The following is a 15817-nucleotide window of genomic DNA, read 5'->3' as shown; positions in this document are numbered from 1 at the left end:
AATCGAAAGCAGATTAGCTTGATTGATTAGGCTCCTGCCAGGCAACTCCAACTAGAACCGTAATTCAGGCAAGCAAAGAGCATTCACATTGGCTAAACGTTATGGTGTCACTGAAATGACCGCTTAATAAATGGTAAAAACGTGATGATGTTTGTTTAGTAACACAACCATTATTGTTCATCGTTTGCAAACGATGCTGTGCCTGTTCAGGAAGCCATGATTGTTTCCCTAACGAGTTTCACACAAAGTTAACTTGAGTGAAATTCGTAAAAAAATTCATGAAAACGACGAATTTTAAAGATAATACGAAAACAGAACTCGTTAGGATAGATATCTGGGTTGTCGTAGGGCACGATGAGGTTCTAACGAGGGGGTGACTACCAACCGAAAGGCAAGCGCCGCTCTACTCACTTATGTCTAGTAAGTACTAATTTCACAGAGGTGAAAATGAATAATGTAAAAGTATTGGTCACGGGTGGCCTCGGCTATATTGGTAGCCACACATGTGTACAGATGATTGAGCAAGGTGTCCAACCTGTTATTTTAGATAATTTATGTAATGCCAACCCTGAGGTATTAAACCGTATTGAAACGATTACGGGAACAAGACCGACTTTCTATGAAGGTGATGTGCGTGATAAATCGATCATTGATGCGATTTTTACTCAGCACAACATAACTTCCGTGCTCCATTTTGCAGGGCTTAAAGCGGTTGGTGAATCAGTACAAAAACCAATTGAGTACTATGACAATAATGTTTATGGGACATTGGTGTTGGTTCAATGTATGCAAAAAGCTGGCGTAAAAAGCCTTATTTTTAGCTCTTCTGCGACAGTGTATGGTGACCCAGAAAAAGTTCCGCTTACTGAACAATCTAAAGTAGGTGCAACCACGAACCCATATGGCACCAGTAAATATATGGTAGAGCGTGTTTTAACCGATTTACATATTACTCACGACGAATGTTCAATTACACTACTGCGCTATTTTAACCCTGTTGGTGCTCATCAATCAGGGTTAATCGGTGAAGATTTTCAAGGTATCCCTAACAATCTCATGCCATATATTGCACAGGTTGCCGTTGGTCGATACAAAGAAGTCATGGTGTTTGGTGTCGATTACCCAACGCTTGATGGTACTGGTGTGCGTGACTATATTCATGTGATGGATTTAGCAGATGCTCATATCACGGCACTGAACCATGTAAGCCAAAAACCAGGCTTACATATTTATAACTTAGGCACTGGTAAAGGCACTAGCGTGTTAGAAATGATTGCTGCTTTTGAACAAGTGGTAGGTAAAACTATCCAATACAAAATTGTTGGACGCCGCTCTGGTGATATTGCGGAATGTTGGTCTAGCCCTGCAAAAGCTTTTCAGGATTTAGGCTGGAAAGCAAAGTATTCTCTACAAGAGATGGTTGATGATAGCTGGCGTTGGCAATCACAGAATCCTAACGGTTATAGTACTGTTGAAAACATTAACTTACTTTAAATTTAATCATTTAAAAAAATTTGCCCTTGCTTCAGAATAATAATGAAAAAAATAATATTCTTTTTTATCAAAAAGATAGATAAAAAAACCTTAGGTCTTTCTACATAGAGCCTCTTCCATTTTATTTTTTTGAATAAAATTTTTGATTAATTTTCATTAGGCCCTAATTAAATGCACAATAAAAAAAATATTCCTATATCCCTAGTCGCAGGAGCTGCAGGTTTTATTGGCTCTCATTTATGTGAGTGCCTGCTTAATGAAGGAAAAAGGGTCGTTGCGGTTGATAATTTTTCCAGAGGACAGAAGCGTTATCTAGAAAGGCATGTCAATAATCCTGATTTTAAGTTGCTATCTGCCGATTTATCTCAGCGTGATGACACATCATATACCTTCGAAGAAGCCGCTAAGCAAGGCACTATATCAGAGGTTTGGCATCTTGCTGCCAATTCTGATATTTCTGCTGGCGTTGCTGATGGAGACATTGATCTTAAAGATACCTTCCTAACGACGGTGGAAATATTAAAAGCGATGAAATTACATTGCGTAAGAGAGCTTTACTTTGCTTCGAGTTCCGCTATATACGGGGATCTGGGTGATCAACAGTTGCATGAAAATATCGGGCCCTTGATGCCTATCTCGAATTATGGTGCGATGAAATTAGCCTCAGAGGCATTGATCAGTGCCTCTTGTGAAGCTGAACTTGATAAAGCTTGTGTTTTTAGATTCCCCAATGTGGTTGGGGCTCCCGCTACACATGGAGTGATCTATGATTTTATTCATAAACTTATCGCGAATCCTGAGTGTTTAGAAGTGCTTGGAAATGGTACGCAGCAAAAAGCTTACCTCCATGTTTCAGATCTGATCTCTGCAATGATCGCCTTCAGAGCAAGAACAGATACCTCAAAACGTGAGGTGATTAATATTGGGCCGATTGATACAGGGGTGACCGTAAAATGGATCGCAGAACAGGTGGTTTCCCGTATTAATCCGCTAGCTCAAATTAAATATGGTAAAGGCAATAAAGGCTGGATTGGAGATGTACCTAAATTTCATTATTCAACAGAAAAACTGCAAAGCTACGGTTGGCAGCCAAAGTTAGGATCTGCTGAAGCCGTTCGATCTGCTATCAATGAAATAGCAGATCAGCTTGGTCAATAAATATTCATTATTAACAACAGTAGAAAATTTATGCAACCTCTTGTCTCAATCATTGTTCCAACCTTCAATGAATCAATTAACGTATTAGAAGCCAGTTTGAAAAGTCTCTTTAAACAAACTTTTAGAAATTTTGAATGCATTGTGGTTGATGACAGCACAGATCTAGCGCTCGCAGATTTTTGTAAACAACTTTGTTTACAAGATAGCCGCTTTATTTATGTTAAGCAGCCAAACAGGCTGGGATTGGCGGCCAGTCTAAATTTAGCGCTTCAAAAGGCTCGCGGCGATTGGGTTGCAAGGTTTGATGCCGATGATATCTGTATGCCAGATAGACTTGCTCAACAGATTGAATTTTTATCTAAGAATAAAGACATCGACGTATTGGGTGGTGCTGTTGAAATTGTTGATGACTCTTTAAATAGATTGGGGTTTAAATTTTATCCCAAGGCTCACAATGACATCATCAAAAAAAGTCATTTTATCAATCCTCTTGCACATCCTACTGTGATGTTCAAGCGTGATCTGGTATTGAACTTAGGTGGCTACGATACAACCTTTAAATATGCTGAGGATTTAGAATTATGGCTTCGACTGATTAACAAAGGTATAAAATTCGCTAATCTTGACAAAATCCTCATCCAATATAGGCAGTCAACCTTAAATCGAGCCCATGTTAATTGGCGTTTTAATCTCAAGGCAAGGATTAAAAATTTTAAATTAAATTATTTCATTCGCCGTGTTTCAGGCATCGTTATGATTGGATGCTGGGCTTTTTTACCAAAAAAAATATATGAATTTATTTACAAGGCACTGATGCTTCGCCCTCAATAAATTCTATTCAATCACGTTTTTGAGGAATATCATGGATTGTCAGGTCGCTATATTGGCGGGAGGGTTAGGTACCAGATTAAAGTCGATGATGGGCTCTTTACCCAAACCTATGGTGCCAATATTAGATAAACCCGTTCTTGAGCACCAAATTGAATTATGTAAACAGCACGGTTTTGAGCGAATTGCATTATTAGTCCACTATCAAGCAGCAGTAATACGCTCCTACTTTGGTGATGGCTCAAGGTGGGGCGTTGAAATTGCTTATATTGAAGAGGCCGATGCGAGGGGCACAGCAGGTGCACTGAGAGATGCTCTTCATGTATTGAAAGATAAATTTTTAGTGCTTTATGCCGATACTTATGCTGATATCGATTTGAAACGTTTATGGCAGGCGGGAATTGAAACCGATGCTGTAGGAACGCTTGTAGCGCATCCTTGCGATTATTCTCATCATTCAGATTTATTGCAACTTGACGAAGCCAACTATATTAAGGCCATAAGACCTTATCCTCACCCAACAGACGTGTGTTATGAAAATGTTTCAAATGCAGCACTTTTCGTACTACAAAAAAAGTATTTGATAGACTTCATTCCAGCTCAGGGTCAATATGACCTCGTTAAAGATATCATTCAATCAATGATAACAGAAGGGTATAAATTTAAGGCTTACATTACCCTCGAATACATCAAAGATACAGGTACACCAGAGCGCTTAAAGAAAGTAGAGCAAGATCTGATGTCGGGTTTGCCAGAGCGATTATCTTTTCGTCAGCAACGTGTTTCGGTTTTTCTCGACAGAGATGGTACGCTCAATAAAGAAGTGAATTATTTGTCTTCTGCAAAACAGCTTGAGCTTTTGCCAGGGGCGGGTCAAGCGGTTCATCGGCTTAACCGTGCCGGATATCTGGCTATTTGTGTGACAAATCAATCTGTACTTGCCAGAGGAACGGCCACTTGGGAAGACATGCGTCAGATTCACGCTCACCTGGATCACTTGCTTGGGCAAGACCAAGCTTATCTTGATCGCCTTTACCTTTGTCCCCATCATCCAGACTCAGGCTTTTCAGGAGAAATCCCTGAGCTTAAAAAAGTATGCAATTGCCGAAAACCTAACTCAGGACTTCTTGATCAAGCCATCAAGGAATTGAATATTGATCGTCGGCCTTCCTGGATCATAGGGGATACCACCAGCGATATATTGGCGGGTCAGCGCGCGGGCGTACGTACCATATTGTTGCGCACGGGCCATGCTGGGCTAGACAACAAATATCCAGTAATTCCTGATTATATCTGTGATGACATTCTGTCTGCGGTAGACTGGATTTTATCCGGTCATGCCTATGTCGTAAAAAGATTGATGCCGGTTGCCATCGAGTTACAAGAGTCTCGTATGATGCTGATGGGCGGGCCTTCGCGCTCGGGTAAAACCATGGCATCTCAAGTGCTGAAAGAATTAATGGAAGCGATGGGGCGCACCGTTCACGTTCTTCCATTAGATGCCTGGCTTAAAGCAAAAGAGCAGCGCAGAGAGGGCGGAGGGGTCTTATCACGTTACGATCTTGATCGTTTGATTTCTTTTTTAAAAACATTACTGAGCACAGATAAACGCGTTAACTTAGAACTTCCGCTGTGGGATCGAAAAAAAAGAGAGCGAGTTTCGACTCGCTCTCTTTCGATTGGGCCTGATGATCTTCTGATATTAGAAGGGGTTCCCGCTTTGCTGCATCCCGCCTTAAGAGAAATGACCCCGCATAGACTACACCTAGATGTTTCCCAAAAAATTCGACACCAACGAATGCATTTTGAATATCAGTGGCGAGGTTATGATGCCTCTGAGATTGATCAATGTATCGCCTCTCGGGAAGAGGATGAAGTACCGGATGTATTGGCCGCTGCACAGTATTCTCGTTATAGCATCACTTTTTCGGATTAATAAAAAATGATAGTCAGTAAAACTCCCTTGCGAATGAGCTTTGTCGGTGGGGGAAGTGATTTACCGGCCTTTTATCGAGAAGAGCTGGGAGCCGTTCTCTCCACTTCAATCGACAAATATATGTACATTTGTGTGAATAAAAAATTTGACGCAGGGATCAGGATTAATTATTCGAAAACAGAAGAAGTAGACTTCCCCTGACAAATTCAACATCCGCTCGTACGTGCAGCACTGACGCTCACAGGCATATCAGGTGGCCTTGAAATCAGCTCGATAGCCGATATTCCTTCAAAAGGATCGGGGTTAGGCTCTTCCAGCACCTACACAGTGGGTCTATTAAATGCGTTGTATGCGTTCAAAAACTCTTTTGTCTCCAAGGAGACCTTAGCAAGACAGGCTTGTCAAATAGAGATCGTAAAATGTGGTGAACCCATAGGTAAGCAAGATCAATATGTGGCGGCTTATGGCGGACTTAATCTGATATGATTCCACGCTGATGAATCAGTATCGGTGGACCCAGTTATTTGCAAACCTGAATTATTAAGGGAGTTAGAATCATCTATTCTGGTTTTCTATACCGAGTAGAACACGCAGTGCATCCGCCATTCTTGCACAACAATCGAAAGCAATCGCTTGTTCTGATTGTAAACCATTAATGCGGCGTATGGTTGAACTGGCTTTTGAGATTAAGAAAGAACTCGAGTCTCATTCTTTAAAAAATTTTGGCGCTATGCTAGACGAGAATTGGCGTCTTAAATCTCAGTTGGCTAATGGCATTACGGATCCTCAAATTGATGATTGGTATCAAAAAGGCATGACTCATGGCGCCGCTTTAGGTGGAAAAATTTTGGGGGCAGATAATGGGAGATGTATCCTGTTCTTTGCCCCACCAGAAACGCATGACAGGATCAAAAAAGCCATGAACGATTTACAATCTATCAAATTTCGATTTGATCGAAATGGTGCTCAAATTCGTTTTTTATCAACCTTCCGAAGGACAGATATTGTGACTGATAAAAAAAATTTTAATATCTCTGATTATTTAATTTCTCACGCCAATCTGGGAAAAGAACTTAATCTGAATGCTTTTGAAGCAGGGATTCAGCTTATTAAAGAAAAATTTTTTGCCAACAAAAAAATCATCACCTGCGGGAATGGAGGGAGTGCATCTACCGCATCACACTATATTACCGATTGGAACAAGATGGTGAATCTTGCGACTGGCAAGAAATTTCGGGGGCTCTCTCTTTGTGACAACATGGGGCTCATCACCGCTTTTGGAAACGATCTTTCTTATGAAGATATATTTTCAGGACAATTGGCAGCAATAGCGGATGAAGGAGATCTCCTTGTTGCGATCAGTGGGAGTGGAAATTCTTCTAATATTTTACGCGCTGTTGAATACGCGAATGCAAATAATATTGACACCTTAGGGGTGGTCGGATATGACGGAGGGAAATTAATACATCAAGCAAAATATTCTGTTTTAGTTCCTACATTTGATATGCAGCTTTGCGAAGATGTCCACTTGATGTTCGGTCATATGGTAATGAAAGCTTTGAGCATATTGTAAGGGACTCATTATTATGAGTCTCCACATTATCATAGCCGGAGGCTCGAGCAGTCGCTTGTGGCCTCTCTCCCGTGAGCTTTATCCTAAGCAATTTTTAACACTCACTTCTGAATTAACCTTATTACAACAAACTTTGTCACACAGTGGAATTATATTAGAACCAGTAGGGCGGAATACTGCCCCTGCGATTACCTTGGCCGCGCTATATGCAAGCAACAAGGGGGAAGATTCGTTACTTTTTGGTGTTGGCTGCGGATTCACCGCATTCAAGATGATTCCGCTTTTATTCGTGCGATTCAAATTGCACAACCTCTGGCTTCAGAAGGTAAATTAGTGACTTTTGGTGTTGTGCCAAATTCTCCAGAAACAGGATACGGTTATATCCAGAGAAGCGAAAATGTGGGTGATCATGCCTATAAAGTTTTAAGGTTTGTTGAAAAACCCGATTTGGCAACAGCAAAACAGTATTTAGAGGCCGGTGGTTATGATTGGAACTCGGGCCTCTTTCTTTTTAAAGCTTCCCGTTATCTGGAAGAGCTAAACCAGCATAGGCCTGATATTCTCATAGCTTGCCAAAAGGCGTTACTGCGCGCATCATGATCTATCTCGATTTTATTCGTTTAGATGAAACGGCTTTTCAAGTTTGCCCTGATGATTCAGTAGATTATGCCGTGATGGAAAAAACTTCTGATGCGGTCGTGGTGCCTTTGAAAGCAGGTTGGAGCGATATAGGAAGTTGGTCGGCGCTATGGGAAGTAAATGATAAAGATGCGCAAGGGAATAACGTGCAGGGCGATGTGTTAACCGATACAACTTATAACAGTTATATTTATTCTCAAAGTAAGCTGGTTACCACGGTGGGTGTTAACAATTTAGTCGTGATCGAAACGAAAGATGCGGTACTGGTAGCACATAAAGATCAGGTGCAAAGGGTCAGGCAAATAGTCGATCAGCTTAAAAACAAAGGCCGGAGTGAATATTTAAAACATAAAAAAGTCTATCGCCCTTGGGGATCTCATGAGGTGATAGCCGAAGGGGCACATTATCGTGTCAAAAAAGTGATCGTGAAACCTAAAGAGCGCACCGCCACGCAGATTCATTATCATCGACCGGAACATTGGGTTGTTGTTTCAGGTACTGCCAGAGTGTACCATGATGACAGAACCTATTTGTTAAAAGAAAACGAATCAACTTACATTCCTGCAGGGGTAGCTCATGCGATTGAAAACGCCTGTAAAATAAACCCGCTTGAAATTATTGAAGTTCATACAGGGGCTATCCTTGATGAACGAGATATAAAACGGATTAATTCTATTAACGATAAAAAATAATAATGAAAATAACGATTATTACGGCCACCTATAATAGTGAACTGACGATTCTGGATACGCTGACATCCATCAATCAGCAGACCTATCGTGATATTGAACACATTATTGTAGATGGCACCTCAACCGATAACACCTTGGCATTGATAAAAAACAATATGGGCAACGTGTCTCTCGAGTCATATCAGAAAAAGATAAAGACACTTACGATGCGCTCAATAAAGGTATTTCATTAGCGACAGGAGATATTATTGGCCTACTCCATGCCGATGATTGCTTTGCTTATGATAAGGCATTAGCGGATATTGCCCATACTTTTAAAACGCATGATCCTGATGCCATTTATGGTGATTTAGCCTATATCCCGCGCTTTGGAAAAAGGCGATTAGTCCGAACCTGGATCAGTGGAGAATATACTGATAAAAAGTTTTACCAAGGTTGGATGCTCCCTCATCCCACCTTTTATATGAAAAGGTCATGTTACCAATCATTAGGTGGCTATGATCTCAGCTTAAAAATTGCCGCAGATTATGATGCCATGGTGCGTTATATGCTGATAAAAAAAATAACGGTGGTTTATATTCCCAAAATATTGGTTTATATGAAAATGGGGGGCATTAGCACACGTCTCTCAGATAAATATGCCTCGTTTAAAGAGGAGATGATAGTCATACAGCGTTATCAGTTAGGCGGATTTATCACGTTTATAAAGAAAAAATTATATAAATTGCCTCAATTTTTTTAATGATAAAAATTTTTTATTTCAGGATTACAGGAGTAAAAATGAAAATCTCTTTGATTGTTCCTGTTTTTAATGAAGAAGATGCCATTCCCATTTTTTATCAAACTGTTCGCCAGTTTAAGCCCTTTTCTCAGTATGTAGTTGAAATCATATTCATCAATGATGGTAGTCGAGATAAAACCTCTGATATTGCTGGCGCGTTATCACTGGCCGATCCTCTTGTTACTTTGATTAATTTTTCAAGAAATTTTGGCAAAGAATCGGCTCTTTTTGCAGGGTTGGTTCATGCTACTGGTGAGTTGGTGATCCCGATAGATGTTGATTTGCAGGATCCGATTGATGTGATCCCTCTGATGATTGAAAAATGGCAAAAAGGCGCTGATGTGGTCTTGGCCAAAAGGTCAAAACGCCCTGCAGATAGCTATTTGAAGCGTATGAGTGCTTCGATGTTTTATAAAGTACATAACAAAATATCTTCGCAAAAAATAGAAGAGAACGTAGGGGATTTCCGCTTGCTTTCTCGTCAAGTTGTCGACGAGATTAAAGCCCTGCCAGAACGAAATTTATTTATGAAAGGCATACTCAGTTGGGTAGGCTTTAGAACAGACATTGTCGAATATACTCGAGCAGAACGTATTGCCGGTGTCAGTCAATTTAATGGTTGGAAATTATGGAATCTTGCTTTGTAAGGGATCACTTCATTTTCGACTGTTCCCTTACGTATTTGGTCATATCTCGGGCTTGTCGTTTCTGGTGTTGCTTTTATCTATGCGGCATGGATGATTTTTAATAAGTTGATATGGGGTAATCCTGTTCCTGGATACCCCTCTTTGATGACAGCCATTCTTTTCCTTGGAGGCGTTCAGCTCATTGGTATCGGTGTGTTGGGTGAGTATATAGGCAGGATTTATATGGAAAGTAAAAAGAGGCCACGATATATCATAGAAAGTATTACAAGGAGTAAATAGTAAATTATGAAAGATAATAAAAATATGATTTTTTATCTAGTACTGACACTGATATATATATTTCCATTAATCCTGGCAAATGTGTATTACATCGATGATATGGGTAGGGCCATGTCTGGGTATGGTTGGAACCATAGCTATGATGGAAGAATTCTATCAACTTTATTGATGCAAATGCTTTCTTTAAACACAACTATAGGCGATTTATTTCCTTATACCACTATTCTATCGGCATTGATATTCACCACCTCAGGGTATTTTACTTGCAAGATATCAGGAATAGAAGATCAAAAAAAAATAAAAATATGTTCTTTCATCCCTTTAGTGAGCCCCTTTATTTTACAAAATCTTTCCTATCGTTATGATTGTTTACCTATGTCAATATCAGTCATAGCTTGTATTATTCCTTTTTTATTTTTTAGTAATCAATATATATTTATAATATTATCAATAATAGGGCTTTTAGTTTCAGCTTTCACTTATCAGTCTTCTATTAGCATATATCCTATGCTATGTATCATAAAATCGATTAGAGATTTGATTGACAACAAACACCAGGAAGTAATTAAAAATATTTTTTTATCAATAGTGAGTTTTTTTATCTTTCTGCTGATGTTTAAAATAATTCAAATATTATTTTCAATACAAATTGATGAATATAGATCTGATTTGGTTTTTTCTACATCAAACCCATTTGAATTAATAAAAAATAACATAAGACTCGTAAAAAATACTGTATCCATACTAAATTATGGCATAACAAAATTTAATGTATATGGATTATCTACATTAACATTTTTATCTGTCATTCTTTTTTTATTTTCACCTGTAAAAATCATCAATAAATTAATATTAATATTTTTATTATTTGGATTACCAGTTATAAGTATATTAATTCCCTTACTTCTTAAAAATACAAATGTTTCACCAAGAGTTCTTATTGGTATATCTTTTATTCCATATGGATGTTTAATTTTTATTTCAAGACTGTCAAATAAAATGTGTACCTATATCGGTACATTTATTTTTCTCACAGCATTACCCATTATGTCTAATTACTCAAATGCTTTATTATCTCAAAACAAATATGAATTAGAAATGGCCCGTAGAATTTTTAATAAAATTGACATTAAAGACCAGAAGATAGTTGTTGATGGTATTCTTACTGAGTCGTCTGAGGTAAAAATTGCTAAAAAGAATTTTCCTTTCCTTAACTCAATAATACCTCATCACTTTTCTGAATCTTGGATTGGTCTTTTATTAAACTTAAACGGTATAATTAATAATGGAAGACATCTACCAACCCCTGAAGAATCAAAATCAGCTCGTAATAAAAAATGTTTGATCCCTATTACCGATACTCATCACCATTACATTATTAGAAGTGATTTAAAAAATATTGTCATAGATTTTAACAAGGAAAAATGTGATTAAATAAGCTTAATGTTATAAAAATATTAATAATTAAAGGTAAAAAATGAACTATTCAAAAACGAAATAATTAAAACTTAAAAAGTTGTTTACTTTAATTATTTTTTTATAATTATATTGATTCCATCATTGCATATACCCATGCATTCTGATGATTATGCATATTATTTGATGGGTTTTTCTCCATCCGCTCACTTGGGACATTATTTAGGATGGAGTGGAGGATTCGTTACAGACTATATTAGTAGCATTTTACTGAGTTTTAATAATACAGTTTACTCGACAATAAATATCTTAGCTTTTTTTCTCCTGATATATTTTATCTCTTTAATTCCTGTAAAAATCTTTAATAATAAAAATACGTTTTCAGTAATGTCATTTTTGCTTATTTTCATACTTTATTGGATCGCAAATCCAAATCCTGGATAAACATCTTTCTGGATTGTCGGATGAGCAAATTATATGTGGAAGAACATGTTTATTGCTGCTTTTTATGATATTAATACAGGAATAAGAACTGTTGATAAAACAATTTTTATTAATTGATATAATTTTTTAAAAAAAGAACTGATTTCAATCTAATCTCTGCTGGAGCAATCTTATAAAATAAGTTCATTTTACTGATTTAATTTTTTAAGAGATTTAATAAATAAAGGTAAAAAATTGAAAACATCAAAAAAAATCGCCATTTTAGGTGGCTCCGGTTTTATTGGCACTCGTTTATGCCAGCGTTTAGTCGAGGCGAATAATGATTTTGTTATTTTAGATAAAAATAAAAGCGCCGCCTTTCCTGAAAAATGGCAATTTGCTGATGTGACTCAACCATCCAGCTTAGATAAAACTTTGTTAGGCATCGATATGATTATAAATCTTTCTGCTGAGCATCAAGATAACGTGGAACCTAAGAGCCTGTACTACGATGTCAATGTTCAAGGGGCAAAGAATCTGTGTGATGCCGCAGAGCGTTTAAATATTCAGCATATGGTTTTTACTTCTTCCGTGGCTGTGTATGGTTTTGTTGAAAACGAAACGGGCGAAGACGGGGCTTATCATCCCTTTAATGATTATGGAAAATCAAAATTAGCCGCAGAGCAAGTTTATGATGAATGGGTGGCCAAAGATCTCAATCGAACCTTGGTTACGGTCAGGCCGACCGTGGTGTTTGGCGAAAATAACCGGGGGAATGTTTATAATCTGTTTAAACAGATTGCCTCAGGGCGATTTGTGATGGTCGGGAAGGGAGAGAATCAAAAATCGATGGCGTATGTCGAGAACGTAGCAGCATTTTTACAGTATGTGCTCACTTTGCCTCTCAAGCAGCGCTACGTCTTTAATTATGTCGATAAACCTGATTTTACGATGAATGAATTAACAGATATTATCTGCGATACATTAAATAAAAAGAAAAATCATTTTCGGTTGCCTTATAGCCTGGGTTTATTGGCGGGTTCCTGCTTCGATTTATTGGCTAAAATAACAGGAGAAAAATATCCCATCAGCCGTATTCGAATTGAGAAATTCTGTGCTCGAACCCAATTTAAATCAGATGAGATCAAACAATATGATTTTAAACCCCCCGTATCTCTAAAAGAAGGGATTATCAGAACAGTGCGTGAAGAATTTTGAATGAATCGGATTGATGCCGATGATCAATGTAGAATGAGTCAACATGACGTTAATGCTCATAAAAAATGGAGGAAGTAATGACCACACTTTATGATGATGATTTTTATGGATGGAGCCAAGAACAGGCAAATTTGCTCCGTACAAAACGTTTTAATGAGTTAGATGCCGAAAATTTGTTGGAGGAAATAGAGGCAATGGGTCGAAGTGAACGCAGGGAGCTGGAATCTAGACTTGAAAAGCTACTGTCTCATCTCCTTAAATGGCAATATCAACCCAGCCGAAGAGGAAAAAGCTGGCTGCTGACGATTAAAGAACAACGTAGAAAATTTGTCGATTGCTTGAATGAAAATCCTAGTCTGAGAAATAAAAAAGAAAAGCGTCTTATAATCGTATACCAGTACGCAAGGCTTTCTGCTGAAAAAGAAACAAACCTCTCAGAAAGTGTTTTTCCTGATCAATGCCCTTGGACGTTTGATCAAATTATGGATAATGAATTTTTCCCAGAATAATGGTTTCGATTGTTTGAAGACATGAAAAATCTTCATAAAATAAAAAATTTTAATGACAGATAAAAACATGAAAAGTGCCTCCTGTATTCCAGCATTCTTTTTTATTTTCTTTTGAAGATGTATTCATAAACTCCTTTTTGGGCATGGTTTTGAGATCATCTTTTTGAAACAGAGAAAACTCATTGAGTAAACATCTTGGTATCTGCTCTGCCTGTGCGTTAAAGTGAACAATCAATAATAGAATAAAAGTCAACAAATGAGTTTTGATCATAACTATTCTTTAGCCTCCATAATGATGAAAAATATTTTGTGGGATTGATATGATTCACTTTGGGTGAAAAAATCAATTTTTTCAAATCTTGATCAAATATGTTTGATATTACCCATGGCGACGACAATACGGGACTCAACCGATACTGTTCTCCGATGAATCATTCATTTTATAACTTTAAAAGCGCAATTATGCCTAAATTATCCTGTTTTAAAGCTTATGATATCCGTGGGCGCTTAGGTGAAGAACTCAATGAAGAAATCGCCTATCGCGTTGGTCGAGCTTATGCGGAATTGACTAAAGCCAAAACCGTCGTCGTGGGTGGTGATGTGCGTTTAAGCAGCGAAAGCCTCAAGTGCGCCCTCTCTCGCGGTTTACAAGCAGGCGGTGTAGATGTGTTGGATATCGGTGTCTCAGGTACAGAAGAAATCTATTTTGCTACCTTTCATCTTGGTTTGGACGGGGGTATTGAAGTCACTGCCAGCCACAATCCCATCGATTATAATGGGATGAAACTCGTGCAAAAAGGGGCTCGTCCTATCAGTGGCGATACAGGGCTCAAAGAGATCCAAAAACTAGCTGAATTAAATGCATTCTCCCCTCTAGAACACCGTTCGACAGGCTGTTATAAAAAAATCTCGACCATGACAGCCTATATCGATCATTTGATGAGTTATATCACGCCTGCCCATTTCACTATGCCTTTAAAGTTAGTGGTGAACAGTGGCAATGGCGCCGCAGGCCCTGTGATTGATATGCTAGAAAATCGATTCAATACGCTCAAAATGTCTTTGACACTGGTCAAAATGCATCATCAGTCGGATGGCACTTTTCCTAACGGGATCCCAAACCCGCTTTTGCCAGAACGCCGCCAGGCGACTTCCGATGCGGTGTTGGCAGAAGGTGCTGATATGGGCATCGCCTTTGATGGTGATTTCGATCGCTGTTTTTTCTTTGATCATCGAGGCCAATTTATTGAAGGCTATTATATGGTCGGCTTGTTGGCAGAAGCTTTTTTACAAAAAGAACAGGGCGCCCGGATTATTCATGATCCCCGTTTAAGCTGGAACACCATCGATACAGTGAAGGCGTATGGGGGTAAAGCGGTTATGTCGAGAACAGGCCATGCGTTTCTTAAAGAGCGTATGCGTTCAGAAGATGCCATTTATGGCGGTGAGATGAGTGCCCATCATTATTTTCGCGATTTTGCTTACTCTGACTCTGGGATGATCCCTTGGCTGTTGATTGCCGAGCTCCTGTGTGTCAAAGGCCAAAAACTACAACAATTGGTGGAAGAACGCATGGCGGCTTATCCTGTGTCTGGTGAAATTAATTGCCAGTTGGCGAATCCGACTCAGGCGATTGAGCGTGTTCGGGCCGCATATCAACCAAATGCGTTGTCTGTAGATGAAACGGATGGTATCAGTATGGAATTTAAAGATTGGCGTTTTAATCTTCGCTCTTCGAATACGGAACCTGTGGTTCGGCTTAATGTAGAATCACGTGCCAATAAAGCGCTGTTAGACGAAAAAACCGCTGAAATATTAACGTTATTAAATGCTCGATAATGATATGGCACTTTTAACAAAGTTGAGTCATTGAATCGTAATGTTTTTATAAAAACTACCCAGTTCTTTACGGTGAATATGAAATAAAAATAATCTTCTTTCTGGATGAAAAATAATATCAAGCACTACAATGGGTGGGAAACACAGATTATCTCATTTTTAGCCATTCTGGACCTCATGCCGCCTACCCGTTCAAAAACCATGTCCTCACCCTGGAGAAAGCGAAAGAGATTTCAATGCTGGAGCGGTCCGACTATTTCATCCATTGAGAGTCGTCACTAGCCCCAAAGTTATACTCCCTTGTCACTGGTTTAACTGAGAGGTTTGAGTTAGCCTTATTTCCTGTTATCCATTGTTCAGTTTTATCCGAAAATTTGTACTCTCT

At 38.6% G+C, this 15817-nt stretch carries 13 protein-coding genes and 4 pseudogenes; 16 read left to right on the top strand and 1 reads right to left on the bottom strand.

Annotated elements, in window-relative coordinates; translation table 11 throughout:
- Positions 1-447: 447 nt before the first annotated feature.
- The 14 genes and pseudogenes from galE to HDEF_RS00990 all read left to right on the top strand — a co-directional run bounded on the left by galE (position 448) and on the right by HDEF_RS00990 (position 13593).
- The gene (galE, locus tag HDEF_RS01045; RefSeq protein ID WP_012737924.1) at positions 448-1494 is read left to right on the top strand and encodes a UDP-glucose 4-epimerase GalE; all 1047 of its coding nucleotides are present in this window, start codon (positions 448-450) and stop codon (positions 1492-1494) included.
- A 171-nt stretch (positions 1495-1665) separates the two neighbouring features.
- The gene (locus HDEF_RS01040) at positions 1666-2652 is read left to right on the top strand and encodes an SDR family NAD(P)-dependent oxidoreductase (protein ID WP_012737923.1); all 987 of its coding nucleotides are present in this window, start codon (positions 1666-1668) and stop codon (positions 2650-2652) included.
- 30 nt (positions 2653-2682) lie between these two features.
- The gene (locus HDEF_RS01035) at positions 2683-3483 is read left to right on the top strand and encodes a glycosyltransferase (protein WP_012737922.1); all 801 of its coding nucleotides are present in this window, start codon (positions 2683-2685) and stop codon (positions 3481-3483) included.
- A 19-nt stretch (positions 3484-3502) separates the two neighbouring features.
- Positions 3503-5416 carry an HAD-IIIA family hydrolase gene (locus HDEF_RS01030; protein WP_425475042.1) on the top strand — a complete coding sequence of 638 codons (1914 nt, stop codon included), beginning with the start codon at positions 3503-3505 and terminating at the stop codon, positions 5414-5416.
- A 6-nt stretch (positions 5417-5422) separates the two neighbouring features.
- Positions 5423-5617, top strand: a complete 195-nt coding sequence (locus HDEF_RS12375) for a hypothetical protein (protein ID WP_171770458.1) — start codon at positions 5423-5425, stop codon at positions 5615-5617.
- A gap of 3 nt (positions 5618-5620) precedes the next feature.
- Positions 5621-5902: a GHMP family kinase ATP-binding protein gene (locus tag HDEF_RS13670; protein ID WP_200488464.1), complete on the top strand. Its 282-nt coding sequence runs from the start codon at positions 5621-5623 to the stop codon at positions 5900-5902.
- A gap of 169 nt (positions 5903-6071) precedes the next feature.
- Positions 6072-6989 carry an SIS domain-containing protein gene (locus tag HDEF_RS12365; protein WP_012737920.1) on the top strand — a complete coding sequence of 306 codons (918 nt, stop codon included), beginning with the start codon at positions 6072-6074 and terminating at the stop codon, positions 6987-6989.
- A 13-nt stretch (positions 6990-7002) separates the two neighbouring features.
- Positions 7003-8320, top strand: a pseudogene (locus HDEF_RS01015) (mannose-1-phosphate guanylyltransferase/mannose-6-phosphate isomerase).
- 2 nt (positions 8321-8322) lie between these two features.
- Positions 8323-9062, top strand: a pseudogene (locus tag HDEF_RS13595) (glycosyltransferase family 2 protein).
- 38 nt (positions 9063-9100) lie between these two features.
- Positions 9101-10027 (top strand): annotated as a pseudogene (locus tag HDEF_RS01005) (glycosyltransferase family 2 protein).
- Positions 10028-10033: 6 nt separating this feature from the next.
- Positions 10034-11461, top strand: coding sequence for a glucosyltransferase domain-containing protein (locus tag HDEF_RS01000; RefSeq protein ID WP_012737919.1), 1428 nt, complete (start codon positions 10034-10036; stop codon positions 11459-11461).
- 96 nt (positions 11462-11557) lie between these two features.
- Positions 11558-11887 (top strand): annotated as a pseudogene (locus HDEF_RS13665) (DUF6056 family protein); the annotation flags it as partial.
- A gap of 234 nt (positions 11888-12121) precedes the next feature.
- Positions 12122-13084 (top strand): NAD-dependent epimerase/dehydratase family protein, encoded by a 963-nt coding sequence (locus HDEF_RS00995; RefSeq protein WP_012737917.1) that lies wholly within the window; start codon positions 12122-12124, stop codon positions 13082-13084.
- 77 nt (positions 13085-13161) lie between these two features.
- Positions 13162-13593 carry a DUF29 domain-containing protein gene (locus tag HDEF_RS00990; protein ID WP_012737916.1) on the top strand — a complete coding sequence of 144 codons (432 nt, stop codon included), beginning with the start codon at positions 13162-13164 and terminating at the stop codon, positions 13591-13593.
- A gap of 49 nt (positions 13594-13642) precedes the next feature.
- Here HDEF_RS00990 and HDEF_RS00985 read toward each other — a convergent pair whose 3' ends face one another.
- Positions 13643-13864, bottom strand: a complete 222-nt coding sequence (locus tag HDEF_RS00985; RefSeq protein ID WP_012737915.1) for a hypothetical protein — start codon at positions 13862-13864, stop codon at positions 13643-13645.
- 191 nt (positions 13865-14055) lie between these two features.
- Here HDEF_RS00985 and HDEF_RS00980 point away from each other — a divergent pair, with 191 nt between their 5' ends.
- A complete protein-coding gene (locus HDEF_RS00980; protein ID WP_012737914.1) occupies positions 14056-15432 on the top strand; it encodes a phosphohexomutase domain-containing protein in 1377 nt (458 codons plus the stop codon).
- A 134-nt stretch (positions 15433-15566) separates the two neighbouring features.
- The gene (locus tag HDEF_RS13660) at positions 15567-15701 is read left to right on the top strand and encodes an antA/AntB antirepressor family protein (protein WP_012737912.1); all 135 of its coding nucleotides are present in this window, start codon (positions 15567-15569) and stop codon (positions 15699-15701) included.
- Positions 15702-15817: the final 116 nt, after the last annotated feature.

This window comes from Candidatus Hamiltonella defensa 5AT (Acyrthosiphon pisum) (genome assembly GCF_000021705.1).
In the GTDB taxonomy this organism is placed as follows: Bacteria; Pseudomonadota; Gammaproteobacteria; order Enterobacterales; family Enterobacteriaceae; genus Hamiltonella; species Hamiltonella defendens.
The sequence above is the reverse complement of the archived record's forward strand: the minus strand, read 5'-3'. Positions and strand labels throughout refer to the sequence as shown.